This is a genomic window from Zavarzinella sp. (genome assembly GCA_041399155.1).
Lineage (GTDB): Bacteria > Planctomycetota > Planctomycetia > Gemmatales > Gemmataceae > JAWKTI01.
Window position 1 is genome coordinate 1,185,759 of sequence record JAWKTI010000001.1, and the last position, 26,444, is coordinate 1,212,202.

23 protein-coding genes and 1 pseudogene are annotated in these 26,444 nt (G+C 47.7%); 11 read left to right on the plus strand and 13 right to left on the minus strand.

What is annotated here, in order from left to right; all coding sequences use genetic code 11:
- Positions 1–17: 17 nt before the first annotated feature.
- Positions 18–1,517, plus strand: coding sequence for a DUF1501 domain-containing protein (locus R3B84_04995; protein ID MEZ6139912.1), 1,500 nt, complete (start codon positions 18–20; stop codon positions 1,515–1,517).
- A gap of 3 nt (positions 1,518–1,520) precedes the next feature.
- Here the strand turns inward: R3B84_04995 and R3B84_05000 are convergent, their stop codons facing one another.
- Together R3B84_05000 and R3B84_05005 are read right to left on the minus strand one after the other, a co-directional pair.
- Complete coding sequence (locus R3B84_05000; protein ID MEZ6139913.1) at positions 1,521–2,666, minus strand: hypothetical protein; 1,146 nt, start codon at positions 2,664–2,666, stop codon at positions 1,521–1,523.
- Between the two features lie 23 nt (positions 2,667–2,689).
- Complete coding sequence (locus R3B84_05005; GenBank protein MEZ6139914.1) at positions 2,690–3,814, minus strand: DEAD/DEAH box helicase family protein; 1,125 nt, start codon at positions 3,812–3,814, stop codon at positions 2,690–2,692.
- Positions 3,815–4,204: 390 nt separating this feature from the next.
- Here R3B84_05005 and R3B84_05010 point away from each other — a divergent pair.
- Positions 4,205–4,788: pseudogene (locus R3B84_05010) on the plus strand (aminodeoxychorismate/anthranilate synthase component II).
- 33 nt (positions 4,789–4,821) lie between these two features.
- Here the strand turns inward: R3B84_05010 and R3B84_05015 are convergent.
- The 6 genes from R3B84_05015 to R3B84_05040 all read right to left on the minus strand — a co-directional run bounded on the left by R3B84_05015 (position 4,822) and on the right by R3B84_05040 (position 14,074).
- On the minus strand, positions 4,822–6,552 hold the full coding sequence (locus R3B84_05015) for a hypothetical protein (GenBank protein MEZ6139915.1): 1,731 nt from the start codon (positions 6,550–6,552) through the stop codon (positions 4,822–4,824).
- Entirely contained in the window at positions 6,549–7,733 is a 1,185-nt protein-coding gene (locus R3B84_05020) for a metallophosphoesterase (GenBank protein ID MEZ6139916.1), read from the minus strand. Before R3B84_05020 ends, R3B84_05015 begins: the two co-directional genes overlap by 4 nt.
- Positions 7,733–9,271, minus strand: a complete 1,539-nt coding sequence (locus R3B84_05025; GenBank protein MEZ6139917.1) for a GAF domain-containing protein — start codon at positions 9,269–9,271, stop codon at positions 7,733–7,735. Before R3B84_05025 ends, R3B84_05020 begins: the two co-directional genes overlap by 1 nt.
- A gap of 72 nt (positions 9,272–9,343) precedes the next feature.
- Positions 9,344–10,294, minus strand: a complete 951-nt coding sequence (locus R3B84_05030) for an aldo/keto reductase (protein ID MEZ6139918.1) — start codon at positions 10,292–10,294, stop codon at positions 9,344–9,346.
- A gap of 36 nt (positions 10,295–10,330) precedes the next feature.
- On the minus strand, positions 10,331–13,084 hold the full coding sequence (locus R3B84_05035) for a PD-(D/E)XK nuclease family protein (protein MEZ6139919.1): 2,754 nt from the start codon (positions 13,082–13,084) through the stop codon (positions 10,331–10,333).
- A gap of 60 nt (positions 13,085–13,144) precedes the next feature.
- Complete coding sequence (locus R3B84_05040; protein ID MEZ6139920.1) at positions 13,145–14,074, minus strand: DMT family transporter; 930 nt, start codon at positions 14,072–14,074, stop codon at positions 13,145–13,147.
- Positions 14,075–14,224: 150 nt separating this feature from the next.
- Here R3B84_05040 and R3B84_05045 point away from each other — a divergent pair, with 150 nt between their 5' ends.
- Complete coding sequence (locus R3B84_05045; protein ID MEZ6139921.1) at positions 14,225–14,947, plus strand: HEAT repeat domain-containing protein; 723 nt, start codon at positions 14,225–14,227, stop codon at positions 14,945–14,947.
- Positions 14,948–15,216: 269 nt separating this feature from the next.
- On the opposite strand, the gene R3B84_05050 is transcribed toward R3B84_05045, so the two are convergent.
- From R3B84_05050 to R3B84_05060, 3 genes are all read right to left on the minus strand, one after another.
- Positions 15,217–15,693, minus strand: a complete 477-nt coding sequence (locus tag R3B84_05050; protein MEZ6139922.1) for an NADAR family protein — start codon at positions 15,691–15,693, stop codon at positions 15,217–15,219.
- Positions 15,694–15,780: 87 nt separating this feature from the next.
- Positions 15,781–16,776, minus strand: a complete 996-nt coding sequence (locus R3B84_05055) for a hypothetical protein (GenBank protein MEZ6139923.1) — start codon at positions 16,774–16,776, stop codon at positions 15,781–15,783.
- Positions 16,773–17,612 carry a sugar phosphate isomerase/epimerase family protein gene (locus R3B84_05060; protein MEZ6139924.1) on the minus strand — a complete coding sequence of 280 codons (840 nt, stop codon included), beginning with the start codon at positions 17,610–17,612 and terminating at the stop codon, positions 16,773–16,775. Before R3B84_05060 ends, R3B84_05055 begins: the two co-directional genes overlap by 4 nt.
- Positions 17,613–17,839: 227 nt before the next feature.
- Here R3B84_05060 and secG point away from each other — a divergent pair, with 227 nt between their 5' ends.
- The 5 genes from secG to R3B84_05085 all read left to right on the plus strand — a co-directional run bounded on the left by secG (position 17,840) and on the right by R3B84_05085 (position 21,435).
- Positions 17,840–18,139 carry a preprotein translocase subunit SecG gene (gene secG / locus R3B84_05065; protein ID MEZ6139925.1) on the plus strand — a complete coding sequence of 100 codons (300 nt, stop codon included), beginning with the start codon at positions 17,840–17,842 and terminating at the stop codon, positions 18,137–18,139.
- A 53-nt stretch (positions 18,140–18,192) separates the two neighbouring features.
- On the plus strand, positions 18,193–19,008 hold the full coding sequence (locus R3B84_05070; GenBank protein ID MEZ6139926.1) for a DUF1732 domain-containing protein: 816 nt from the start codon (positions 18,193–18,195) through the stop codon (positions 19,006–19,008).
- 78 nt (positions 19,009–19,086) lie between these two features.
- Complete coding sequence (gene gmk, locus R3B84_05075) at positions 19,087–19,674, plus strand: guanylate kinase (GenBank protein MEZ6139927.1); 588 nt, start codon at positions 19,087–19,089, stop codon at positions 19,672–19,674.
- Positions 19,675–19,941: a DNA-directed RNA polymerase subunit omega gene (locus R3B84_05080; protein MEZ6139928.1), complete on the plus strand. Its 267-nt coding sequence runs from the start codon at positions 19,675–19,677 to the stop codon at positions 19,939–19,941.
- A gap of 21 nt (positions 19,942–19,962) precedes the next feature.
- Positions 19,963–21,435, plus strand: a complete 1,473-nt coding sequence (locus R3B84_05085; GenBank protein MEZ6139929.1) for a hypothetical protein — start codon at positions 19,963–19,965, stop codon at positions 21,433–21,435.
- Positions 21,436–21,462: 27 nt separating this feature from the next.
- On the opposite strand, the gene larB is transcribed toward R3B84_05085, so the two are convergent.
- Entirely contained in the window at positions 21,463–22,227 is a 765-nt protein-coding gene (gene larB / locus R3B84_05090) for a nickel pincer cofactor biosynthesis protein LarB (protein ID MEZ6139930.1), read from the minus strand.
- 109 nt (positions 22,228–22,336) lie between these two features.
- Here larB and R3B84_05095 point away from each other — a divergent pair, with 109 nt between their 5' ends.
- Positions 22,337–23,794, plus strand: a complete 1,458-nt coding sequence (locus R3B84_05095; protein MEZ6139931.1) for a sulfatase — start codon at positions 22,337–22,339, stop codon at positions 23,792–23,794.
- Positions 23,795–23,833: 39 nt separating this feature from the next.
- On the opposite strand, the gene R3B84_05100 is transcribed toward R3B84_05095, so the two are convergent.
- Positions 23,834–24,691: a DUF1559 domain-containing protein gene (locus R3B84_05100; GenBank protein MEZ6139932.1), complete on the minus strand. Its 858-nt coding sequence runs from the start codon at positions 24,689–24,691 to the stop codon at positions 23,834–23,836.
- Between the two features lie 170 nt (positions 24,692–24,861).
- On the opposite strand from R3B84_05100, the gene R3B84_05105 reads away from it, so the two are divergent.
- Complete coding sequence (locus R3B84_05105; protein ID MEZ6139933.1) at positions 24,862–25,932, plus strand: DUF1559 domain-containing protein; 1,071 nt, start codon at positions 24,862–24,864, stop codon at positions 25,930–25,932.
- A gap of 51 nt (positions 25,933–25,983) precedes the next feature.
- Entirely contained in the window at positions 25,984–26,427 is a 444-nt protein-coding gene (locus R3B84_05110; GenBank protein MEZ6139934.1) for a carboxypeptidase-like regulatory domain-containing protein, read from the plus strand.
- The last annotated feature ends 17 nt before the right edge of the window (positions 26,428–26,444 follow it).

A 26,444-nucleotide genomic window follows, 5' to 3' on the forward strand; every position in this document is an offset into this window, starting at 1 on the left:
AAATACTGGAGCCAACAATGCGTATTGAATTGAACAATGTGAAAGGCGAACGAACCTTTCAGGAATGGGCATCACTGGAAACTCGTCGGCAATTTTTTGCTTCGATGGGGCTCAGTCTGGGAACAGCTGCGTTAGCAACCCTGGGTGCGAATGCTTTTCCATTGAACAAATTATTGCCCTCTCCAACAGGTGAAAATGCGGCACTGCCGATGACGCACTTCCCAGCCACCGCGAAGAATGTGATCTACCTTCACATGGTGGGGGGCCCTTCGCAAATGGATTTGTTTGATTACAAACCCAAGATGAATGATTTTTACGACAAAGATTTACCAGAATCTGTGCGTAATGGTCAACGGTTAACCACCATGACTTCCGGTCAGGCACGGTTTCCTATTGCACCGTCCATGTTCAAGTTTGCCCAGCATGGCAAATCCGGAATGTGGGTCAGTGAATTGCTTCCCGAACTGGCCAAGCGAGTTGATGATATTTGTTTCATCCGCACGATGCACACGGAAGCAATCAACCACGAACCAGCAATCACCTATATGCAAACGGGAAATCAGGTCACAGGTCGCCCGTGCCTGGGATCGTGGGCCAGTTACGGACTGGGTTCGATGAATTCCAATCTGCCCACCTTTGTGGTGCTGGTTGCCCAGCCGAGTAACACAGAGCAGATTCAGGCCATTTCCGCCAGATTATGGTCCAGTGGTTATCTGCCTGGCCAGCACGCAGGTGTTTCGTTCCGAAGTTCTGGTGATCCGATTCTGTACTTGAACAATCCCCCAGGTGTCTCGGATGATCTGCGTCGGAAAACACTCGATGGGTTGAAGGCGCTGAATGAGCTTACCTACCAGAAGCTGGGTGATCCGGAGACACAAACCCGGATTCAGCAATACGAAATGGCCTTCCGCATGCAGGCAAGTGTGCCTGAACTGACCGACTTGACCAAAGAGAACCAGAAAACCATGGATCTGTATGGTACCGAAGTCAAGAAGCCCGGTACATTTGCGAATACACTGTTGTTAACCCGTCGCCTGGTCCAAAAAGGGGTGCGTTTTGTCCAGGTCTATCTCAATAACTGGGATACCCACGGCAATGTTGCTGGCCGCCTTCCATCACAATGCCGCGATGTGGATATGCCACTCAGTGGGCTGATTCAGGATCTGAAGAATCAGGGTTTGTTTGATTCCACCCTGATCATCTGGGGTGGGGAATTCGGCCGCACCGTCTACAGCCAGGGTGGGTTATCCAAGAAGAACTATGGTCGCGATCACCACCCACGGTGCTTCACAATGTGGATGGCAGGTGGCGGGGCAAAACCTGGCACCATCTATGGTGAGACGGACGATTTCTCTTACAACATTGTCAAAGATCCGGTCCATATCCGCGACTTCCATGCTACCGTATTGCGGATGTTGGGAATCGACCACAACCGCTTTTCCTTTAAATACCAGGGACTGGACCAAAAGCTCACTGGTGTCGAACCAGCAAAAGTGATCAAAGAACTACTGGTTTAATAATCAGCGATTGGTCTGTTCCTGAACAGTGTCAATCGTTTTTCGGTTGCCGATAAAGAAATCCTGCCAATCCTGAAACATGTTGGCAGTACCTTCCAGGTCATATTCACTGCTGATCATCGTGCCAATTTCTCCCTGGATTGTCCTTGCCCCCACTTCATCTGCGTGGTGGGTTGCCAATTCACTCATGAAGTTCAGTAATTCATACACTTTACAGCCCGCAGGCAATGTTCGCTGTCGTTTCGCACTCAGCGAATCCATATTGGCCAATCCATACCGATGAACCAGATTACCACTCATTCGGTTGAAGGATTGGATCAACTGATAGTTGTCCAGATCACGAATCTGGTTTGGCTCTGACGCAGATTCTGGTTCGTTGTTGCGAAAACGTTTTCCAGTAAACAAACCTCGTAACACTTTATATGCCCGCTGTACTTCGTTGACGGATGCCCAGGATTTGGTGGCAGACTCAAATCGTTGTCGAAGTGCCGCAAACCCTTCTTGATTGTTGAACCCTTCTAAAGCTCGGGCAATGGCAAACGTGGCACCATCGCTTTTCTTACCAACATTGATTTCACTGCGAAAAGCAGGTGTGTAGGCAATCGCACCGTTGGAACAGATCATTCGCAGCAACGAAAGATAAATGCTTGGCCGCCCATAACCATCAATGGGCGTATCAATCACAAACTTTGAACGAAAATCATCGCCCGCAATTGCAAATGGTGCTCCATACCTGGGTGTGTGCGTGCTGCGGATCACACCATTCGAATAAGTCACCTCATCATGAGGATATTTCTGCAGCAGGTGTTGCATATCATCGTGCTGAATAGCGGGCGACTTGGGGTTACGCACCGCCAGCAGGGTGGGTAGTTGTTTTTTCTCCTGTCTTTCCAGGCAATAACTGATCGTATCGTTCCCGGATCGTTCACTGATCCGTTGAAACACTTCGTCATAATTGAAATAACGGAAGATGTTGTGGGTAAAGCCAAAACGGATCTGCAGACTGTTCCAGAATCGTTTACTGTCTTTTACTGGTTCATCGTGCAGAGTGACATCGATTTTCCCAGTATTTCTGCCATCTTCTACTCGTGGCGTGACACGAATGTCTTTTAATTGTGCAGTACCGTACTCAAAATTCACATTTTTCATTTCACCATCTCCTTTAATTGTGTTTACAGCGATTCCTGTTGCATATCAGCGGATTCCGACCAGAATTGTGGTCGTGTCGATCTCTTTTTGTTCAGATATTCAGGTAGTGTAATTTCTGTTTGTGCCAAAGCATGCATCATCTGCAACCCCACTTGTTGAATGTGGGGGTTCACATCGAGTGTGCGCCAACCCTCTTCGTGCCAGATATATTGCAATTCTGCCGATGCAGTGCGAACAATCGGCCAACGTGTCTTTTTGCATTGCACCACTTGCTTTAACGGCACCTGGGGGTGTTTGCGAAAAACACGCCCCGCCATCTGAATGGTGGTTCCCTTTCCGGACGGTCGACAGAATACTGTCTGCAGGGTGGGGCAATCAAATCCTTCTGCCAATACCATGCAATTCAACAGTACATCGGTTTTGCCTGCTTCAAAGGCATCCAGTTGTTCTTCACGGTTGCTGGAGCCAGTAACGACATCGCAGTTAATCCCCGCCTGCTGCAACAACCGCTGGGCAGAATAACATTGTTCAATCTGATGAAAGAAGGCGACCGATTTTCCCCACCGTGCTGGGTCGGATGAATACAACTGGGCCAGCGATTTCGGCGTATATTCCGGAATGGTGTAGTGGTGGTAAGTGCTGAGATAGCCATCCTGCATCAACTGCTGAATGCCAGCATCACGGATAACGGTATCGAAACAGAGCTTTACTTTGTCTGCACGGTAGGGTGTTGCAGATAAGCCAAGGATATATTTTGGTTGAATGCGACTATGCAAATGGGCCATACTGTTCGCAGCATCGTGCTGGGCTTCATCCACAATCAGCAAATCGAGATTGCAAGGTGGATCCTTTTCAAACATCGATATCCAATGTGCTTCCAATGGGATCTGATGTTCTCGCACAGTTGCTGCTGCCTGAGCCAGCAGATTTCGACGCATCGCCACCCAGCCGACTTTAATGCCAAGTTGCTGTTGCATACTGGCAGCAACCAGCAAACCCATCACCGTTTTCCCACTACCCGTGGGGCTTTCGATCAGAATAGAACGCAATCCTTTCTGATAGTGTTCCACCGCCTGGCGAATGATTCGTTGCTGGTATCGGCGTGGTTCCACCGACATTTGTTGAAAAAAGGCTTCCAGATAGTCCATTATTTCTTTCCCCCTGCGAACGCGTGTCAGTATGTGCCACAGACAACGCAGCCACAATGTTGGTAGCAAAAAAAATTAAAAATCTTGTTGCTTCACTCAGACACGATTACCATGGTAGTGAACACAAGTAACTCCTTTAAAGACACCGGTTTTCATAAAAAAGTTTCAAGAAAAGTGTAATAATGTACATAAATTTGATAAAATGAGGATATTTTCATTTGTTGGTTGATCAACGATCCGCTATTTTCAGCTTTTTTCCACCAAATTGTTCAAATTGTGTGATTCCCAGGTAACAGTTGGTGTTCAAAGTAAATCAGTGGCTGGTAAGTATTCCCAAGCGGTGAAGTTTCTTACAATATTCAAAAAGAAAGGTCTGGATACCACTGAAGCATGATCCTGCTGATCGATAATTACGACTCTTTTACGTATAACCTTGTACAACGTTTTGGCGAAATTGACCCTAATCTCCCCATGCATGTGGTGCGGAACGATCACATTACGATTGCTGAAATTGAAAAAATGCGGCCCACGCACATCATTATTTCCCCTGGACCATGTACGCCCAACGAGGCAGGTATTTCCAATGAAGTGCTGCTTCGTTTTGCTGAAAGCACACCAATTTTTGGCGTTTGTCTGGGGCACCAGTGTATCGGGCACAGTTTTGGTGGGGAAGTGATCCGCAATTCCCGCATCATGCACGGTAAAGTATCCCCCATTTATCATGATGGACTTGGGGTATTTCAGGGGCTTTCGAACCCTTTTCAAGCAACCCGCTACCACAGTCTGGTGATCCGAAAGGAGACTTTTCAGAATCCCGATTTTGAAATCTCTGCCTGGACGAAAGAAGGTGAAATTATGGGGTGCGGCACAAGCACTGGCCGCTGCATGGTGTTCAGTTTCACCCGGAAAGTTTTTTAACAATTGAAGGGCCACAGATACTGGCAAATTTTCTGGCGTTAAGCGACTGGAAGTAATCGAATCTATTCTACCATTTTCTCAGAAAGTTTTCACTTTTTGAGTGGTGTTTCTGGCAACTTCATCAATTGTTGCACGTATGGTAGCAACGTCGGGTGAAAGCGGCAGATGATCTGAAATTGTCCGGGCGTTTCCCGCACCGCAAGTCCAAGATACCCCTGTGGAGTGGGCAATTTCGCATTACTGACCCACTTTTGCACTGCGGCAGATTCGAATGTCGCCAGAATCTGAGAATCCGATGGCAGTTTACCAGCAATCAGCTGAAACATTGGATCGTTGGCAAGAGTAGCTTTCCCAAGATCCAATTGCTGCACCCATTTTGCAGCGGTAGCAACATCCGGAGCCACCACCAGGACCAGTTTTTTGCCTTCCACTCTGTAGTACAACTCCATAAACTCTTTGCCGGCAAGCGCTTGCAACAACTCCTGTTTCCTAGACGTGGGATCTGTTGCTTCCTCAGCAGTGACCATGGCATCCAGATTCAATGGCAACGTCCAGTGGGTAAAGTCTTTCTCTGCAAGCGGCACTTTTTTCTCAGCTTTGGTTGCTGGCCCCTTCAAGCGATACCCGGAAATCCAGGTATTGCTGTCCGTTGCAGAGAACAAATGCTCCAAAATACCCAACGCATCATTTGCATCAGAGAACTGATACACCTTGATTGAGTGGGGGTTAAGTAAATTGCCCGCATTTACCGCTGGTGCTATCTGCGCTTGATTCAATTTGGAAAAAAGCTTTCGAAACACCTCATTCGTTTGGTCATTTGAACTTCGCATCTGTAACGCACCTAACGAGGCACTGGCAGATTCATAACCGATTGTGCGATAGGATGTTACACTGTTCAATTCAAACAGTTTTGGCTGGCTTTCCAACAATTGAAGAACTTCACGCGGGCCATGAGCAATTGTTTTTGGTGCGGGCGAATTCGCTGGCAGATTCCCAGTGATGCTGAGTTGCAAGGCATCTTTTTCGAATTTAATGCTGGCCACCAACGCTGAGCAGGTGTTGGACAATCGGATTGCCTCACCAAACAACGTGCGGGAAAGTTCCAGTTGACCGGAAGATACCCCACGGATCTGTAGATCCTTCAGTCCACCAGCTAATAACGTGGCCACAGCATCCCGGATTGGCTTGATTTCCGCCTGGTAAAGCTGATTAATTTGTTTCGTAGCAAAGCATACAGAGATATCATTCTCGATGATCTGCGAATAAATATTGCCCGCAACAATCTCAGGAAGTTGGACCACGGGACGATCACGACAGGATTTTGCCGTCTCTGCGTGCGTACTCAGTACCACATAATCAGGTATTTCCACTGCAAACAGTGAAAAAATCTCAAACTGGATTTTATCCAGATCATTGTCTTTCCCTGAAAGTTTAAGTTCTTCGCTAGTCAACAGTTCTCGCTTGAGTTTGTCAATCGATGCACAGGGTAAAAAAAGCGTAAACTCCATTTTTTCCAACGGTTGAAACAGCGAATTGATCGCCAGCACAATTCGACCATCTTTCCGCAACGATTGAATTTTTCTGCCATCCAACATTTCACCAAACAGATCGTCAACCTCTTTCTCAGTCATCACTTTGGTGGGGACCAGCACCTGTTTTAATTTTTCTTTCACTAGTTCTAATCCATGAACATGGATCAGAATTGTCGTATCGGCTGGAATGCGAACCAGGGCAGAATCCGGATTTTTTGGCAGTTCCTGGCTATTGATCGGCAGTGTAAAAAGGATTGATGCGACTAACGTGCGAATATACATTCTCATAATTCATTCACCTTTTGCTGGCCCCGCAGCACGATGCGACTGACCTGTGGGAGACAGCGAAATCGCAGTGGTTCTTTACCAGCTAAGCCACGGTTGACATGGAGTGCCGTGTTTTCTCGACGAAAAGTTCCCATATCGAATTTGCGACTATATTTGCTGGGCACAAAAATCGAACCAATGATTGGAAGGCGAATTTGCCCACCATGGTTGTGACCAGACAGCATTAAATCAACATGGTGACGCACTGCCCAGTTCAAATGATCGGGTGTGTGGCTGATCAGAAGGCGAAAATCTGCCGATTTTTTTTCTCCCATGTCAGGTGCTGCAAACCAAGGCCCGGAATGTCCAATAACTTCCAGTCGTGATCCCGCAATTTCAATTTTGGTGGGGAGTGTTTCCAGATATTGAATTCCAAGGCGGGATAATTCTTGTCCCACTGCATGGTGATCATTCCACCAATCATGATTACCTGGAATTGCAAAAGCAGCAATTTTCCACTGTAGCTGACCAAGCAGTTTCGGAATCCATGGCAGGTATTGATCATCGTCGATGATATCGCCGCTGATTATCAGCAAATCAGGCACCCCACGGTGCTGGCACTCTGCAAATACCTTTTCGTAAAATACTTCACCCGGGGTGCCATAAAAATGAAGATCGCTGATATGGAGAATCGATAATCCCTCCCACGCGGGTGGTAGGTTTGGGCAATTGATTGCCAGATCGGTATATTCTACTTGGAAAATATTATTAAATCGCAATTTTGCCAACCAAGAATGCTTTCCATTCCCTGCCAGCACGTCACGTGGGGTGAGAACTTCAATATCCACTACTGTATTTTGAAGTAGTTCCACATTTTCAGGCAATCGTTGCAATAATCTGAAGATCGTTATCCAGGGAAATACAACCCCACCAATGCCAATGCAGACCCACCAATAAAGTAACAGAAATGAAAGGAAATTTACCTGAAAAATGAACGATTTCTCATTATCCGGCAGCAATTGTGGCACAACTCCCTGCCACCAGCCGATGATCGGAAGCGCAAGAATCCAAAATCCCATTGCCATGCGGAATAACTTCAACAACTTCCGGTGGTAAGGGAAGGAGTAGATGTAATTGACAAACCGCATGACCAGGCAAAAGTGGCCAATGCATCCCACCAGAAACAGACCTGTTGACAACATCAAGTCGCCTTGGTTGGATGTGCCAGTGCGGTTGCTGCCAATAACAAACGATCCATCACCTGGTGTTCCAGCAACGGTTTGTTGATCGGCTTGTCCGAATAACCTGTTGCCCGGATATTGGTCATTGTGTGTTCGGGATCGTAGCGATAGCCCTGCATCAGCACGATTCTGGCATTGGGTAAGCGTTGCAAAATACCCTGAAACAGTGCCGTCCCACCTGGATTGGCCTGAGTCAACGCCATCATCACCACTTCATAGCGGTAATAATTCATCATTGATAACGCATCAGACACGTTGGAACAGGATTCTACCGTGCAGCCTTTCCGCTCCAGCATTGTGTGGGCAGTTCTGCGAAGCTGTTCATCTGGATCAACCACCAGGATGTGCAGATCTTTGATGCGAAAGTCGTAGGGAGTGCCGTTATTCAACGCAACGGATTCACCGACGGTACGCATGACAGTGCGAATTGTGCGCTGGCGATCCAGCACGTGAAGTAACGATTGCTGGACAGCTTCATCACTCATGCCTGGTGTATCCAGCAATCTGCTGACAGTGGACAGGATCTCATTTGCGGGCAAAACCAGCTCTTCACGTACATCCTTGATGGTGTTGAAGGCAGCACAACCTTCCTGGGCATCCAAAAGATTCAACGTGTGCAACACCTGACCCAGTTGCTTGGCAAATACTTCAGTAAAACGTTGTTCATCTTTCCCAAAAGCATTGACCTGGGGGCTTTCTACATTAACGGTGCCAATCACCTCATCGTGGTACTTGATGGGAACAGTCAGCGAAGACCGGGCTTCTACAGCACCTGCCAGATAGATACCATCGTTCGCTGTGTCAACGCAGATGTACGGCAGGCCTGTTGCAGCCACATAACCAGTTACTCCGTTGCCTTCTTTGCGTGCAAACAAACGTCGCTGTTGAGCCTCATCGGACATGCCTTCGGCAAGCAGTGGGATCAATTCGCCCGTTTCGGGCTGATAACGGCGAATTTCAATGACGTCATACTCTGGGATATTTTGAACATAGCTTTTCAGATTCTCCCGAATCAGATTCAGCCGAATTTCATTCGTTAGATCTTTCAGAAAAGTGGGTTCAAATGAATCCAATTGCTGGGCGGCATCATCCAGAGATTCAATTTTACGCTGGCTGTTTGTTCGCTGAGTGGTATCCATCCCACGCAACACGATCGACCTCAGATGATCATTTTCAACATTGGGATTCAGAACAATATGAAAATAGCGGTCTTCCTGCCGCACATCAAAAAAAGCAGAGTTTCCGGTTTGAGTCAATTGTAAAATTGAATCTGAGGGCCGTTCTTCCGGCAAAATATTCAATGCATCGAACAAACCGATACCAATCGGGTCCAGCCCACACCACCGAACGAATGTGGGGTTCGCCCACCGAACGATAAAATCTGGGCCGAGCAAGGCCACACCTTCATTCAACGTCGTCAGAATCTCCACCGCAGTTGTGAGATCTAACGAAGGTAAAGGCAGGTTGGTGTCCTGATTCAATGGTTTCGGCGGTTCCATAACAGGATTATACGCTTTTCAGGCGATTTCAACAAATGAGGATGAACTCGAAAAATGCGGTAAATCTGATTGTCAGGTGGGAGAACTGTTACCAACTGGCCAACGACCGCTGGGCCAGGTGAGATTATGCGCGGGCCGCAATTTTTCTGCTATCTGGACAAATAGATCATGCTCCAATGGTCGCTCAAGTGCCTGAGTGTTGGAGCGTAATTCCATTGGGTCTGCCACACCCATTAAGGTAGTTGGAATTGCTGGATTTGCGAGGGCAAATTGCATTCCCACCTGGGCGATGTCTATCCCTTGCTCAGCCAGCCAGCTTGCTGTACTGCGGCAGACGCGTTGAATTTCATCATTTGCCGGATGCCAGGCAGGTGGGCCTTTCCGGGTGAGCAACCCCATCGAAAGTGGGCTGCCATTCATTACACCTACCCCCGATTGGTTGGCTTTTGGTAAAAAACTGCTCGTTAACAGGTCATTTTGCAGCGTATAGTGGCAATAACTGATGACGACGTCCAGTTTACAGCGGCTGATTGCTTCTTCCAGCAGTCCCAGTGGGAAACACGACATGCCAATCCAGCGGCATTTCCCTTCTCGCTTTAACTGCAGTAATCCATTGTAAGTTTCGTTGAAAACAGCGTCAAAATCTTCCGCAAACTCGATATAGTGGGCCAGAAGTACATCGACGTAATCCGTATTTAACCGCTTGAGTGATTTTTCTAATGAATTTCTCATACTTTTAGTAGAAAAATCGAAAACATCACGATCATAACGCCCAGCTTTCGTACATAACAGTACTTTCTTGCGTAATTCTGGTGTCAGGTGCTGCCCCAGAAACTCTTCCGACTTGCCCAATCCGTAATACGGACTGGTATCGATCAGGTTGATCCCCAGATCAATCGCTTCGTGCAGCATTTCTTTGGCAGCGAGCTGATCCACAGGCCCGTATTGAGCCCCCAATGCCGCACCGCCCAGGCTGAGAATGGAAACCTGTTGTTCTGTATTACCAAATTGACGATATTTCACACTGCACCTGTTTTGATAACAAAGTTACAACTTATTCTACTCGGCTCCATCATCCAACTCCTCATCACTAATGGTGGGGGAGGATTGTTGGAGTCGCAAGGGAATCAACCGTCGGCTGGGGCCGATTCGGCAAACCTCTCGGTATGGGCAGTAACGGGTGCAATCATGTGATTTGGGTGCCAGCGGAAAATAACCTGTGCGAATCCCAATGGCAATTTCCGCAATCCTTTCCGTTACGTTTCGCCGGACTTCCTGCCACGATCGTGGGTCAGACCGCCAGGACAAAGAAGTATCGACATTTTTCGCTTTTGCAGGATAGATCGTCCTCAGTCCTTTTGCCGCCACCATCCAGTATGACATTCCAACCACCTGTACTGGCGACTCCGCAGACAATGTATCAGATGCACCAATCGCATAAATCGGTAATTGCATCTTTTGCAGTGATTCTACCGCCGACAAAGTGTATTCCGTGCCAGCACCAATTTTGTAATCGAACACCCAGATGTGGCGTTCTTCATCTTTCTCTAATAAATCGATCCGATCGATCCTGCCAGTAATTTGTACCTGGATCCCATCAACTTCAACAGTCACTGGTTGTGCCTTGCCGAACTCTTGTTCCAGAAACTTAACGGTAGACTGATAGCCCGCCTCCCGCCATGGTGCGGCGTACTGCTGCCACAGCAAAATATATTCCTGCGACGTGCGGACCAGTCTTTGCCCTTCCAGTTGCCATAATTTGGACAGCGCTTTCGTGGGCGCCCGTTTGACAAAATCATCAACTGCCAACTGAATTTGTTCTTCAAATGCCGTTTGAAACTCTTTCAACTGAGCTTCTGTTTCTGGTGGCTGAGGGAATTTTTCATGAAAATTAGCCAACGCACGGTGCATCACCATCCCACGGCGAGTGTTCTCAATTTCGCTACGTGGTTCCTGAAATTGCTTTAACTTAATAAAGTCTTGCAAGAGAAACCGGAAACCACATTCCTGATAAACTTCTAATGAAGTGGGACTCATTTTCCGATCAACTGGAAAAGACGTCGCTGCTTGTTGCAACGCACCGGGGTGCTGCATGATGCCATCATAGTTTGTGAATCTTTTCTCATAAAAGCGTGCCTGTCGCACATGAAGCCAGCGTTGGAGCAGACGATAAAACTCCCCACCTGTTGTGGTACGGATCGCCGAATCAGGACCTTGCTGGAATGCTCTGGCAATGCTGATCCGCCATTCCGAATGGGCATAGGATATTTCATATCCAAAGTTCTCAATCAGCATTTTCTGGCGTTCGACTAGTTGCGAAAACTGTTCCGAAGGAAATAAATCAACCACTTCTTCATAAACACTGGCAGGGTTGACTTCCTGCCCCTTCAAGTTTGCAATGCTGCGGCACAGGTAAAGTGCTTCCGATGGGATGGTAATAAGAGTCGCAAAATTCAAACGTAGGCGATCTGAAGTGTCGTTCTGCCCCACCATACCTTCGTTTAAGTGCAGTAAAAACATGTACTTACAGCGTATTCCAGATGCGTGCTTTAAATCGATTACCTGCACGGATTTGGTGGGAGAGATCAGGCAATCAAACGATTTTTCGAATGTTTGATTAATCCAGTTCAGCCATTGCGAAAGATCCCAACCTTCTTGGTCATGTGGGAATTCTGCCAACGAATGCAACCGAGTCATCAATGTACGGTAAGCCAGTTGATCGGTTTCGTTTGAAAATGCGGTTTCCGATAGCTCAAAAAGCTCCAATGCCTGCTCTATCAATTGCCGAAATGAGGCCACATTACAACGTAGGTCTGAAAAATTCAGGCTGTGCAATAATTCCCTGGCAAATTCCTGTATCTTCAGAACGACACCCATTGCACGAAGTTTGTCCAAATCCTTCAGCACATGATCTTCCTGTAAATCCTTGTCTAAAGGCTGGACTTCTCCAAGCAGGTTCAGAAATGCTGGTGTGAGTCTGCGAATATTCAACAGTTCCAGCACTTTCAGCAGTTTTTGTGCCACCTCTTTCTTTTCTGTCTGGTGCGTAAAAATGTAACGGTTTTGTAACAAACTGGCGATATCGCGAACGCGCCAACCACGTTCAGCTACTTGCAGCACCTTTCGCAGGAATCGAACAAATACAGAACTTTGCGTGGAGATTGGCTGGTGGTGTTGAAAAGGAATTGCATATTCCACAAACATCTGGTGCACAATATCATCGTGCTGGCTTAAATGTGGCACAGCCAAAGCGATTTCAGATAACTGCTCACCTTGACGGTGGATTTCGTGAATTTTTCGGCAGATCATACGCAATTCGCCATGGATTGCCTGTGCTTCCAAAAAATGCAGCCCTTCGGGTATGGGTATGCTTTGTGGTGGGGGATTTAAAAAAGCGTCAGCCAACGCACGGAAACGTGCAGGTGGGGCTAGATTTCCTTCAATGTCAGTCGATTGTAATTCCTGAAGAATTTGTTGATCATGCTCGTCCCGTTCTCTAACCGCGAGTGAGTCAATAATTAATAATTTCTCAAATTTGGCAACTGGCCACGGACCAGCGGGCAATTTGCCTATATACCAAAATATGAGAAACTGCTCACAATGCTCTGGGGCAAGTTCCCAGGCAGTGATAACGGTTGGTAGTCGAAAATGCGGCACATTTTCTGCAATCTGTTGAAATATTCGATTTTTAGCGACGTGATCGGCCACCACAATGGTCAGCGGAAATCTGATCCACTCTACCACGTACTGGATTGCAGCGTGGTCACTGGGCGAAGTATGAATATAGCGACACTTATTGGCACTTCCTGTCACCGCGGGTCTCCTGGTGCATACGGGCCGATTGTAACACGGTAGAGCTGAAATTATGGCAAATTAATTTGCCACCCCCAGATTTTCTGTTGGTTTTGGTGCTGGTTTCGGGGGCGCCACTGGGGAAATTACTGGTTTCTTCCGTTCCAGCATCAACCAGGCTGTGGGCACAATAATCAGCGATGTGCCGACAATCGCATAGGATGTAATTTGGTGTCCCATAATCGCAACATCCATTATCAGCGAAAACAGAATTTGAGATAACCCGATCACAGAAACACGTGCGGGATCACCACCAGCAAATGCTTTGGTCAACAGGGACTGTCCAATTGCCGCAAACACCCCCACGCCAAGCAGTTGCAGCATGTGAACGGAATGAAAAAACGGCGGCGGCGTACTCATCCGAGGAAACAGAAACCACGTTGAAAGACAGATGATCCCTGCTACACCCGAAAAATGCACTACAATCGCAAATGGATTCAGTTGTTTTAAGCGGTGCAGACCAATCATTGCCAGCGAAGTGGATATTGCACCTAATAAGGCCACCACAACGGCAAACAGGTTCGATCCGCCTGTGGGCTGTTCAATCAGATACACCCCCACAACTCCAAACATCACGCACACCCAGACTCGCCCACCAGGTAGTTTGCCCAGCATTGGCCACGACAATAAGGCCACCCAGATGGGAAATGTGTGGGCCAGCGTTGTAACAGTGGATGCAGGCAGCACCGACAGCGAATAAAAAACAGTCACCATGCTGAAACTGCCTGTGATACTCCGCATCCAGAGTTGTTTATTTCCCAACCAGATAAACGAAATCCGCCGGCTGAAAGCGTAAATTCCCACAAATAAAAACACCAGCCAACTGCTAAATATTGCCACCAATTGCCAGTCATAGTACTGGCCAGCAGCATGCCCACACTGGGTCATACAGGCAAAACTACAACATCCCACCAACATGTAAATGTAAGGCCGCTTCGACTGTTCCAACACAAAATGTTTCCTTCAAAAAACCCACAAGGAGAGTCTTGGTTTGTGGTAATCGTTTGTCTTAACTATTTTTCGATTTTCGGCGAATTGGGAAGTGATTCAATTATTGGAAATCTGGTTCACAAAACCGATTTCGAGTATATTTGACAAAGTATGTCATCACATATTGATGGTTATCAAATGAAAAAATGCACATTTGCATGGTTCTCGGTTTTCCTTGTAGCCTTGACTATTTCTGCACAGGGTAAAAAAGAACCAAGTTATGGTGGCACTCCTTTAAGTGCACTGGTGAAGCAACTTTCTCACAAAGATGCCGCAATCCGACAAATTGCAGCCAGAGATATTGGCAGGATTGGCCCCACAGCCAAAGCGGCAGCACCCTATCTTGTCAAATCGTTCAAGGATACAGATGGCCTGGTTCGAGTGCGTGCTGCCTATTCGCACTGGGTAGTAACTGAGAACGGGAAAATTGCAGCTCATTTCCTGCAAAATTCACTAAAAGATTCAGATGCTGATGTTAGGTTATCTGCTGTCGAGGCTTTAAGTGATATGGCAAAAAAGGTACATGAAATACTCCCAGCACTGATGATCGCTTTGAAAGACAAAGATAGCAGAGTGTTACTGACGGCTGTGGAAGCTACTGGAAAAGCTGGACCAGTTGCAAAAGCTGCTGTGCCAGCACTTATTTCGATAGCAAAAGATTATCAAAACACGGCCTGTAGTCCTGCAATGAAAGCTTTGGGTGAAATTGGTCCGGATGCCAAAGAGGCAGTGCCAGTTTTGCTTGAAGCAGCCAAACTGGAAGAATTTCGACTGACGGTAGTTGGGGCATTACTGAAGATCGATCCAGAAGCAGCTAAACGCGTTGGTAACTGAAGTCTCAAAAAAAAGTGCGTCTGCGATATATTTATTCGTGTCTCTTTAAGGATTTTGTAAGTGTGGATACCAAGAAAATATTATCGATGTGCCGTCTGCGAATGGAAAGGCTGGCTAGAACCGAAGGATGTTGGCGAAGCCGCACCTTGTGAAAAGTGCGGTGTCTACCTTTACCCACAACCATGGATATACAGCTGGGGCTTTGCTCTCATCACAATTGGAACTGCAGTACTTATAGTGTGGATAACAAGTTTGCTTTTAGAGTGATCTTAATCAGCCGTTTTGCCCGCATTCGCCGATTCTTCTTTCAATTGTTCTCGAACTTTCATCAGAATCTTTCCCAGCATATTCTTGCCGCTTCCATCCCCACCGTCACCCCAAAAGCTATCATTGGTGGTGTGTTCAACCAAAGTAGCATCCCCAGTAGAGAGCAATAGTTTGGTTAATTCAGGGTGCTGGGTGAATTTTGCGTAAACAGCTTCCCGCATGATGCCAATTTTGACCGATTCCCAATCTCTCCGCAATTTCTGCTTTCTGGAACGTCCCAAACGTGCTGCAATCATTGGCGACTTGGTTGCTCGGATTTTTTCCTGATAAGCTCGGTCATCAAACTTCTGTGCCTGAAAATAGTGTTCCGTGGTGGGCCATTGTTGGTTTTTCATCAAAATAGGGTAACTGGCAAAATTAGAAAACGCACCGAAGGCGTCGATGGTACTGTAAAAATTGATGACGTTTGAATCATTCATGATTGGAATTGCCTAAGTTATTATCAAAGAACAGACATTCCTTCTTTCAGTCTGGTTCAACCAGTCGCGAAATTTCGCACAATTTAATTACCGTCGCTTCGGTGGCACCGGCAAGGGAAAGGGTCTTGGTCTGCTGATCGGCGGTGGGGGCAATTCTGCCGTAAATCCTTGTGCTGGAAGCAGATTGGTCTTAATGTAGTTGCCCTGTTTGTCGTATACCACTGCAAAGCCAATTTCGACTCCGTACTGGCTGCCATAACGCAATCCATTCGGCAATCGTGGTGGGGGTGCTTTCCCACCCTGCGGTTGTGGGGGTGGTGGCAACGCTGGCGGCAGGTCAATTTTGATCCCATTGCCGTACTGATAACGGCCGTTCGTAATGCGAATCTTCCTTCGCACTTCCAATAATTGCACTTTTTCCCACCAGGTGATGTAGGTGGTGTTCTGAGTTTCTTCTGGTCCCGTTGGAACGCCATCACCTAATGCTTTTTTCCGTGCGTCCAGCATCTTCTCATTAATTGTTTTCTCATATTCAGACTGAAATTGCTTGATGCGCTCATCCGCATTGATCAGTGATTTGGCAATATCGATCGGAAATTCTTTCGTGCCATCCAGTCGTTTGAAACTGGTCACTACAAAAGCATCGCCTGCAGGTGCCCCGGCTCCACCGTTCACTTCCACCTCAACCAGGGTGGCATGCGCAGGAATCTCAAAATGCTTGATGGTGGTTTTACTGCACATGCTTAAGTTGGGAAATTCCTGTTTTTTTCCATCGGGCAGGTCCATTTTCAGCGTGCCAATCTGGGGCGTGCCCGGCACGGAAACGTATAGCCAGCGATAAGACCCACCGTTCAATCCCAGGCACAACTGATCGGCAGGTCCGCTTCTTCCTTCCAGAGCCAGCATCGGACCAGCATCAGGGACCAGAACGCCCACTATTTTACCCGGTAATTGCTGATGCACCCGAACAGGAAAAAAATCCTTGCGGCCTGTAATGATAGCCATTCTTGTGGGTGGCTTGGGTGCGGCCAGCAAAAATGAAAAATTGATGAGTAAAATTGCCCCGCTGATGATCATTTTCATGCCAGCACCTCTTGAATGAATCGCACACCATGGGCAATATCCCGAAATCTTTCTTCCTGATTCCCAACTTCCCTCTCGATAAACAGTGGGCCCTGATAACCGATTTTCTTCAACGACTCCAGAAACAGTCGGGTGTTCGTTTGACCTTCCCCTAACGGCACTTCCGTGCCCCACGTTCCAGGCTTTGTTGGGCGATTCGCGTCCTTCATATGCACAGTACGAATATCCCCAGCAAGCACTTCCAGTGCCTTAATCGGGTCGTCTTTATCATACAGCAGCATGTTCGCGGGATCGAAATTGACTTTCAGGTTGTTACACTGCAGATCATCCAGCGTACGACGCAACAGTGCTGCAGTTTCCTGTCCGGTTTCAAAAGCGATGGTAATTCCATGCTCTGCCGCAAGCTGGCTGACAGTCCCCAGGGTATCCAGAAATGCCTTCCTGCTAGGATCGTCCACTTCCGGCAGGAAGCCTGCGTGCAACATCAGATCCGTCAGATTCAGGTCTTTCGTGCGTTGCAGTGCCCACTTCAGCCGTTCTAAACGTTCTGGCCTTGTGGCAGGATCGCCAAAACCACCCGTCTGTTGAATCGTGGCAGGAGTGGTGTAATCTTCACCGGGGAAGCCCAGCATCGCACCACCTAATTGAAAGCCAGCAGCCAGTGCTGCCTGTGGCATCGCATCACCTTCATCCCACGCTGCGTGGTGGGGATCGCCGCAGGCAATCTGCACCAGATTAATTCCAAGTTGATCCACAAAACCCTTCAATTCGGGAATCGATGTCACTTGCAGCGACCAGCTACAAACACCTATCGAAAGTGGGGGAATGTTAGACATGAAGTTTCTCCTTAAATTATAAAAACACAATATTGCTAATTCGTAATGCGGCAATATTGCCACATAATCACATTGTGATTTGCGATCATTTACCCCGCTTCGGGCAAGAACTTTGCGATAACTGACCGACTTATTGTCTTACTTTATGGCACAGGCTGTTCGCAAGAACATTTTTTACTAAACAGACTGTTAGTATTTGGTGTACCATTGGTCCGAAGGAGATGGCAGTGGATCTGTTTGCCGTGATGTTCTGGTCACACTTATTGAATGCCTTGATCATTCTAATGGGTTTATTGCTTCTGCTGACCGTGCTGATACAGCGTGGGAAAGGGGGCGGTCTGATTGGTGCCTTCGGTGGTGCTGGTGGATCGAGCCCGTTTGGATCGAAAGCCGGTGACGCTTTTACAAAAATTACACTGTATATGGCAGGAGTTTGGATGCTGCTTATTGCTGTACACATTCGTGTAGTAAAAGAAGACATTCGCACTGCCAAGAAAGAAGCACCTGGTTACATTTCCACGAAGTAATCCTGCTGATTGCCTAACTCCTTATCTGATAAAGGTTTCCGTTGATTATCAGCATGACCGGATACGGTTCCGCTGCCCACAGCGGAGATGATTTGGTAGCCACCGTCGAAGTGCGTACGATTAATAATCGGTACCTGAAAATTTCTGTGCGTGGGACCGAACCTTACCCAATGCTCGAACCGGAGTTTGAGCGTCAGGTAAGAACCATGATCAAACGTGGTACGGTCACCATTTCTATTTTCGTGGAACGAAAGCAATTTACGAGCGTGCTGGATACCGATTTACTGGACCATTACGTGCGGCAGATTCAGGATTATTGCCACCAGCGTGGCTGGGCAGATCAGTCCCCGGTCTGTTTGCCGCAACTGCTGAACATGCTTGGGGTTACGGCGAATTCTCTTTCGAAGCCCTCCGAACAGGAGCTTGGTTTGGTGCGCCGGGTGCTCGATGAAGCCTTGATGAAAATGCAGGAGATGCGTCAGACAGAAGGTCTGGCGATGCAGCTGGAAATACAACAACTTGCAACAATCTGTCTTGGCAAAGTGGAACAATTGGAAATATACCTCCCCACCATGCGGCAGGAGTACCAGGAACGACTACACCAGAAAGTGCGGAAATTATTAGAAAATGCGGGTCATTCTGTAGAAACCGAGCATCTCATCCGCGAACTTGCACTCTTTGGGGAACGTACCGATATTCATGAAGAAATGACACGGTTGAAAAGTCATCTGCAGCAGTTATCGGCCAAAGTTACGGGTGCTGGAACTGCTGAAGGGAAAGCACTCGACTTTCTGGTCCAGGAAATGAATCGGAAACGAACACGATCGGCTCCAAAAGTGGCGATTTGTTTGTTTCAAACCTGGTGGTAGAATTAAAATCAAGCATTGAAAAAGTGCGGGAAATCGTACAGAACGTTGAATAAACCCGAATAAATTTGAGGATAATGGGTGCAGTTGGCTCCGTTAATTGTCATTTCTGGTCCAAGTGGTGTGGGGAAATCAACCTTGATCCAGCGACTGCTACGTGATCAACGCTATCCCCTGCGTCTGGCAGTTTCGGCAACAACACGCGCACCACGAACGGGAGAAAAAGACGGCATCGACTACCAGTTCTGGTCTCGGCCAGAGTTTGAAGCGGCCATCAAGCGGGGGCATTTTCTTGAATATGCCACGGTGCATGAAAGAGACTTCTATGGCACCCCACTATCGGAAGTAGATGATTATCGCCGTCGGGGAATTGGAGTAATTCTCGACATCGACATCCAGGGCTACCGTCAAGTACGCTCGAAAATTGACGATGTTCATTCGATTTTTGTAATCGCAGATGAGAAAAATCTCATCGAACGGCTTCGAAACAGGAAATCAGATTCTGAAGAAGCCATCCAGCGTCGTTTGAAAACCGCAATGAATGAGATGGCAGCAGCCCATGAATATCACTATCGTATCCACAACAACGATTTTGAAACAACGGTCGCGGAATTAGAGCGACTTCTGGATAAATTTTTTCAGCAACCGCCCCAGCAAGAGGTTTTGTAAATGTTCGAAGCATTGAAAGAAGAAGACATCATCAACCGCGTGAACGGTCGGTTCAAACTTTGCACATTAGTGCAAAAACGAATTGTACAGTTCAAGAAGGGTGGAGGGAAGCCCCTTGTTGATGTTGGGCCAGACAGCAAAGACAACATGTTCGTCGCGCTCGCAGAAATTCTGCATGACAAAATCTATCTCGACCCGGAAGCCGATATGCAAGCCGAGGACAATCAATTGCCTCAGGCCGAAGAAAGCGTTGAAGAGACACTCTAACGAATATGCAAGGGTGAGATCATGAATGAGCTGAGGCCGATCCCTTCTTCACAGACCGCTCCCGGTCAAACGACTTATCAGGCAGTGGCAGGTTTTGCGATTGCCGCCATGGTATGTGCTGGTTTATTTTCCCTCGTGATGGTGGTTTATCTCATCATGGGTGCGTTCAAACAAGGTTCCGATCAATCCTATCTTCTGCTCCTCCTTCCAGCTGCCGGGGTAGTTTGCGCTATTCTGGCGCGTCGGCAAATCGATAATTCGGGCGGGACCAGAATTGGAGTGCAGATCAGCAGCGCAGCCTGGTGGATCTGTTTTGTTGGCGGGGCTGGTTATGCTGCCTTCGTTTACGCAAACCAACTGTTCATGGAACAGGATGCACGTCAGATGGTTGACAAATGGTTTGCGGAACTGAAAGAAGGCAAGCCCGGCTATGCTTACATCTATTGTGTGGAACCGCTGAAACGGGCTGATTTGAATCCCGATGATATCGAAAGCCTCAGCACTAGTACAAGTGGTGCTAGTTACGCTGAAATGATTAACAATGATCTGGTACAGTTGGTATTACGAAATGTAGATAATGTAAAATTCATCCACCGGGCCACTTCAACCGCACCATCAGATCCAGGCACCCAGACCCTTTATCACACTTATCAGATTGAGTGTGCTGAGGGGATATTTACTAGTACCATTGTTACCACAATTACAAGAAATTCTAAAAATCAGCGTATGCCCTGGCTCGTTGGTTCCACCAGTTATGGAACATTTGCTGCGAACTTGAATCAGGATAAAGTCTCCAATTATGGTTTCTTTGTCGAGCGACTCAAAGATCAGGGTGCACAGTTCGCGAATCGCTGGATGGAAACTCAACGTGCCTCCTATTATCGCAGCCACCTGATGACTTGTCCTACAGTCCACCGATATCAAAAGAATGAACAGTTAGCGATTAATTATGCTGTACTTGGTGCACAAGCAATGACAGTTCCGTTAGAACTTACCATTGATGATCTGCCAATAGATCGTGCTGGAAACCTTGATCCTGCAAAGTTCAGCCCATTTGACGATCTACTGAATATTGGATTTTTCAAGAAGCCGGGCTCGAATGACCCACTTTCATCAACGAAACTGGATCAACTGCGGGAATTATGGAAGTCTCCCAAAATTGTTGCCAACGTGGCAGGTTTTACTGCTGGGCCGGACAAGACATTTGACAAATGGCAGTACGAGTTCAAAAACGATCAAGTGAGAGTCGTATTTCCGGTAAAGATTATGCTTCGTGGCACCGATTACGCTCTTGGAAAAATCATCGTTGCAGTCGAACAACCCGAAGTCAACAATATTTTGTCCGGATTGCGTCAAGAGGGGCTGAACTCTGTCGATCTGGAAAAACGGCCCAAAATACCCGAGCCATTCTGGAAAGTGATTGGGCTGGAAACGGATCTGGAACGGATTGTCCCTCCTGCTCAAGGTCCCCCTGGTGGGCCACAAGGCAGCTGATTCTGGCACCTTCCATTCAACACAAACTCAGCCTTCTTTCCCAATGTAAATGCGTTTTGCAATTAACGCCGCAGTATAGCCCGCTTTGAATCCAGCATCGATATTGACCGTGACGACACCTGCTGAACAGGCATTCAACATGGTTAACAATGCAGCCACCCCATGAAAGGCGGTCCCGTACCCAACACTGGTGGGGACAGCAATCACAGGCACATCGACCAACCCACCAACAACGCTTGGCAAGGCTCCATCCATGCCCGCCACCACAATCACGACATCCGCAGTACGTAGGTGATCCAGGTGCCTCAGCAAGCGGTGCAACCCTGCTACCCCAACATCAGCAATCAACTCTACCCCCACCCCCATTGCTTTGATTGTCTGTATTGTTTCGTGCGCAACTGGCAGATCGACAGTGCCAGCAGTCAGCACCAATACCCTTCCGACTGGATCGGCTTCGGGACCCACTGGCAGCCAGAAGGTGCGTCCCAAAGAATCGTAGTTTGCGGTGGGAAACCGATCCAGAACATGGGTGGCCTGTTCTGACGATAACCGCGTCCCCAGACAGGACTGCTGGGCGGCATGCAATCGTTCCACTACCTGCACAATCCAGGTGGGGTCTTTACCTTCACAATAAATTACTTCGGGAAAGCCACAACGGCGTTGTCGATCAAGATCAACCTGGGCAAAGCCCAGATCGCTGACCATCCCTCCCATCAGTCGTGTGGCCGCCAGATCCACAGGTACCTGACCAGATTTTACTTGCTGTAATAGTTCGATAAGTTCTTGATTCATAAATACTTGTGACAGTTTGGTGGCCGTCCAGTTCAAAGAATTTGATAGGATTCCACTTATTTACTCATTAAAATACGCACAATACTTCTCCTACTATGCGAGGTGTACCGTGCGTACCTTCAGTTTAGTCCTGTTTTTTTCGCTGGCACTCATTGCTGAAGCAAAACAGCCCAATGTGGTGTTGATATTTGCCGATGACCTTGGTTACGGCGACTTAGGTTGCTACGGAAACAGCAAAATCCGCACGCCGAACATTGACCAACTTGCCAAAGACGGCAGTACATTTCGCCATTTTTATGTGGCCCAGCCTGTTTGTACAGCATCGCGTGCAGCCCTGATGACAGGGTGTTACGCCAATCGGGTGGGGCTAGCAGGAGCACTAAACCACACTAGTTTAGTAGGGATTAATCCCACTGAACTGACGATGGGAGAGCTATTCAAAGCAAATGGTTATGCCACCGGGATTTACGGCAAATGGCATCTTGGCTTGCAGGAACAATTTCACCCCGCCGCAAATGGATTTGATGATTATCTGGGCATTCCTTATTCCAACGATAATGGCCCACTGCACCCCACGGTGCCTGGTATGCCTGCTTTGCCCTTATTTGACGGCAAGAAAATCGTGGAAAAAGATCCTGATCAGGCGTTGTTCACCAGAAGACTGACAGAACGTGCGGTGAATTTCATTAAAACCAACCGCGAGAAGCCATTTTTTCTTTACATGCCCCACATTATGCCGCACGTGCCAATCTTTGCCTCGGACCGGTTCCGTGGGAAATCACAATTTGGTCTGTATGGCGATGTGATTGAGGAGCTGGATTGGTCAGTCGGTGAAATCTGTAAGTCATTAAAAGAAATGAACTTAGAACGCGATACACTCGTGATTTTCACATCAGATAATGGACCATTTTTGTCCTACGGTGAACACGCAGGCTCCTCAGGTGCGTTGCGGGAAGGAAAATTGACTACCTTTGAAGGTGGTGTGCGAACTCCGTGCATCATGCGCTGGCCAGGCACAATCCCACCCGGTGCAACAACAGATGAACTACTGACCTCATTCGATTTGTTGCCCACTTTTGCTGCAATGCTGAATGCAAAACTAGCTGATTCGAAGATCGATGGGGTTAATCAACTCGAATTCTTGAAGAATGCAGGCAAAGGCAAGTCTTCCCGCACTGAATTCTGGTACTACGCTGGCGAGGAGTTACACGCTGTGCGGTCTGGTCCCTGGAAGCTGCACTTGCCCCACGAATACCTGACCGTTGCTGCCGCACCCGGAAAAGGTGGGAAACCTTCGAATTTCGAGAATATGAAACCGCTGACGATTAAAGAATCGGGGCTTCGTGGGATCGCCAGCAGACACGGCTACGCAGTTCGTCAGCAACCTTTTGCGTTGTATCATTTGCTAGACGATCCGGGAGAAACGAAGAACCAGTTCAAAAATCGGCCAGAAGTGGTCGATGAACTGATGAAAATTGTGGAAAATGCCCGCACCGATCTGGGAGATCGATTGACTAAAAGAACTGGCAAAAATGTCCGTACCGTGGGTAAAGTACCAGAACCTTAGAAGCTCCTAACCGTTTTACTTTATCGCAATATTACAATATCACTCAACTGGTGTCATTTCATCACTGATAGTCAGGTGAGTTCGAAATACCTGCGGATCGATGGTGCCACCTATGAAACGGGCTGAGCCATCTGCGAAACAGACCATGATGCCACCTTCATGACAACCGCCGAATGATTTTCCTTCACCAAGCGGTTCATTTTCATTTTTTTCTAATGTTCTCAATGTTGCGGATCCACCTTTCAGCCAGGGAGGGATTTCAGAATTAGTTTCCAATAAAGCGATGGTGTTGCTCAACCCATCCACAATCAGTGAAAATGGTGTGTTGCCGTCATACCGAAAGGCCCCCGCATTTGCAGATTGCTTTACAAGTGGTTCAGCAGGCGTTCCGTTGCCAATCCCACCATTGGCAACATAGTTAGCCAGTTGGGGGGTGTTTTCACCCACTGGAGAGTATACCGCCGGACAGCGGGCAATTTTCAGAAAATAGTGCGATATTCGGGAATTGTCTCCTTCATTCCATGCTGCATCGGCTGCAAACATCGGCAGGATTTCCGCCAATCCTTTTGGAGAACGGTGACCAATCTTTAATTCAGGATTACTCGGTCCCTGATCGACGACATTCAAGGTCCAGACATACCAACTGCACCGATCTGCTACGGGTACCTGCGTGCGATCAAACGTTCCCGCTGGTAGGTAATCCACAACCGTTGCAGGCATTGGGCCGTTAGGAATCGACGGACTTTGTAAACCGATGGTGCCCAGTATACGGTAGTGATTTTTGCAGTTTTCCCGTTGGCTGTTCTGTTGAGAATGAAACAGGTACGGAAAAATCAGCCCACCCAACAGAAACAGGAGAACGAGCACCACGATAACCAGAATCACTTTTGCCATCATATCCCACAGGTGAGGTGATTAAATCCATTTTATCAGTGGGATGTTTTTCACCAAGTTCAAGGAAAAGTTGTTGACATTGGAAGAAATTCTCATTAACATTTTGTCAGATACGTTTATGAACGTATCTTCACAAATACCTGCCTTGTAGTTATTATTCAAAGGTTATGATGATGAAACTCCTCTCTCTCCGTCGGGGTGCATTCACCCTGATTGAATTATTGGTGGTAATTGCAATTATCGCCATCCTGATCGGGCTACTGCTTCCAGCAGTGCAAAAAGTCCGTGAAGCTGCCAATCGGTCGAAATGTAGTAATAACCTGAAACAATTGGGTGTTGCAATCCATTCCCACCACGATACCGTGGGTTACATCCCGCCCCGGGAAAGCAATAACGAGGGAAATGGATCCTGTGCTGGTCCCAATTATGTCACTGGAAACTGTGGCCGAATTTCTGGTCTTGTTGGATTGCTGCCTTACATCGAACAGGACAACGTCCACCGGCTACTCTATTCGGTCACCAACATTACCGTGGGTGGCACACCTGTAACGATTCCTCAAGGAGGCATCGCACCGTGGCGTGGCGAACACCCCACCTACAGCAGTTCTATTAAGACGTTCCTCTGTCCATCGGACCCAACTGGTGATTCCACATCTGGTGTGCGTCGTGGCAATTATGTCTTTAATAGTGGCGATCAGGTAAATACGTTTCGTTCCACCAACGGTCCCCGTGGTCCCCACGGATATCAGACCAAGTACAAGTTTGCCAATATTACAGACGGCACCAGTAACACGATTTCCATGGCGGAACGGCTCATTGCCACAGGTCAGAACGATATTACAGCAACCGGAAGAAATGCAGGCAATATGACCACTCCAGCAGCCTGTTTGGCTCTGTACGATACGGTGAATCGTCGATATACAAGTGAATTTTCCGGCTGGGCAGGTCGTCGCTGGGCTGATGGTGGGGGTGGTTTCTCTGGATTTACTACCAATATTCGTATTAATGGCCCTTCCTGTGCCTGGAACAACCACGATGCACAGCCGGGATTTTATTCTGCCAGCAGTCGCCATACCGGCGGGGTAAATGCGGTGATGATGGATGGTTCTGTTCGTTTCATTCGTGATTCCATCGACGTGGGCAATCCCGGTGCCAGTGCCAGTGGTATTACTGGTTTCAGTCCTTTTGGTGTGCTGGGTGCCTTAGGCAGCATGGATGGCGGCGAAACTGTTACAGACAATTAAGTGCATCATCACAGTCTTCCTCCCCGAAAATAGTTTGAGAACATAATCTCCATGAGAAAAATATCCCGATTATCTGTTTGTGTCGCAATTCTCGCGTTTATCTGCGCTTGCGACAAAAAAGCAGAAACCCCACCACAAAAAGATACCATCCCCGTCACTGGAAAGGTGGAATACAACAATCGACCTGTTGCTAAAGCTACGGTGACGTTTCATGCAGAAGGTGGTTCCCACGTTTCTACGGGAATTACTGACGATCAGGGTAATTTTACCCTGAAGACCTATGGCAGCAAAAATGGTGCACCAGTGGGTAAATATAAGGTCACAGTGGTTGTTTCGAATGTTGTAGAAAGCGAACCTGGTGTATTGGCACCGATGCCAGAAGAAGGTACAGTGCGGCCAACCATTCCACCTGTTTATGCTGATCTGGAAACAACAACAATTGAAGTAGACCTGCAGGAGAGCAACGCGGGCAACCTGAAAATCGTGCTGAAGTAACTTGCACGTACCAGATT

Excerpts from the sequence above, each read along its gene's own strand:
- R3B84_04995 (MEZ6139912.1), top strand. The coding sequence starts at position 18 with ATGCGTATTGAATTGAACAATGTGAAAGGCGAACGAACCTTTCAGGAA.
- R3B84_05000 (MEZ6139913.1), bottom strand. The coding sequence starts at position 2,666 with ATGAAAAATGTGAATTTTGAGTACGGTACTGCACAATTAAAAGACATT.
- R3B84_05005 (MEZ6139914.1), bottom strand. The coding sequence starts at position 3,814 with ATGGACTATCTGGAAGCCTTTTTTCAACAAATGTCGGTGGAACCACGC.
- R3B84_05015 (MEZ6139915.1), bottom strand. The coding sequence starts at position 6,552 with ATGAGAATGTATATTCGCACGTTAGTCGCATCAATCCTTTTTACACTG.
- R3B84_05020 (MEZ6139916.1), bottom strand. The coding sequence starts at position 7,733 with ATGTTGTCAACAGGTCTGTTTCTGGTGGGATGCATTGGCCACTTTTGC.
- R3B84_05025 (MEZ6139917.1), bottom strand. The coding sequence starts at position 9,271 with ATGGAACCGCCGAAACCATTGAATCAGGACACCAACCTGCCTTTACCT.
- R3B84_05045 (MEZ6139921.1), top strand. The coding sequence starts at position 14,225 with ATGTCATCACATATTGATGGTTATCAAATGAAAAAATGCACATTTGCA.
- R3B84_05050 (MEZ6139922.1), bottom strand. The coding sequence starts at position 15,693 with ATGAATGATTCAAACGTCATCAATTTTTACAGTACCATCGACGCCTTC.
- R3B84_05055 (MEZ6139923.1), bottom strand. The coding sequence starts at position 16,776 with ATGAAAATGATCATCAGCGGGGCAATTTTACTCATCAATTTTTCATTT.
- R3B84_05060 (MEZ6139924.1), bottom strand. The coding sequence starts at position 17,612 with ATGTCTAACATTCCCCCACTTTCGATAGGTGTTTGTAGCTGGTCGCTG.
- R3B84_05070 (MEZ6139926.1), top strand. The coding sequence starts at position 18,193 with ATGACCGGATACGGTTCCGCTGCCCACAGCGGAGATGATTTGGTAGCC.
- R3B84_05080 (MEZ6139928.1), top strand. The coding sequence starts at position 19,675 with ATGTTCGAAGCATTGAAAGAAGAAGACATCATCAACCGCGTGAACGGT.
- R3B84_05085 (MEZ6139929.1), top strand. The coding sequence starts at position 19,963 with ATGAATGAGCTGAGGCCGATCCCTTCTTCACAGACCGCTCCCGGTCAA.
- larB (MEZ6139930.1), bottom strand. The coding sequence starts at position 22,227 with ATGAATCAAGAACTTATCGAACTATTACAGCAAGTAAAATCTGGTCAG.
- R3B84_05100 (MEZ6139932.1), bottom strand. The coding sequence starts at position 24,691 with ATGATGGCAAAAGTGATTCTGGTTATCGTGGTGCTCGTTCTCCTGTTT.
- R3B84_05105 (MEZ6139933.1), top strand. The coding sequence starts at position 24,862 with ATGAAACTCCTCTCTCTCCGTCGGGGTGCATTCACCCTGATTGAATTA.
- R3B84_05110 (MEZ6139934.1), top strand. The coding sequence starts at position 25,984 with ATGAGAAAAATATCCCGATTATCTGTTTGTGTCGCAATTCTCGCGTTT.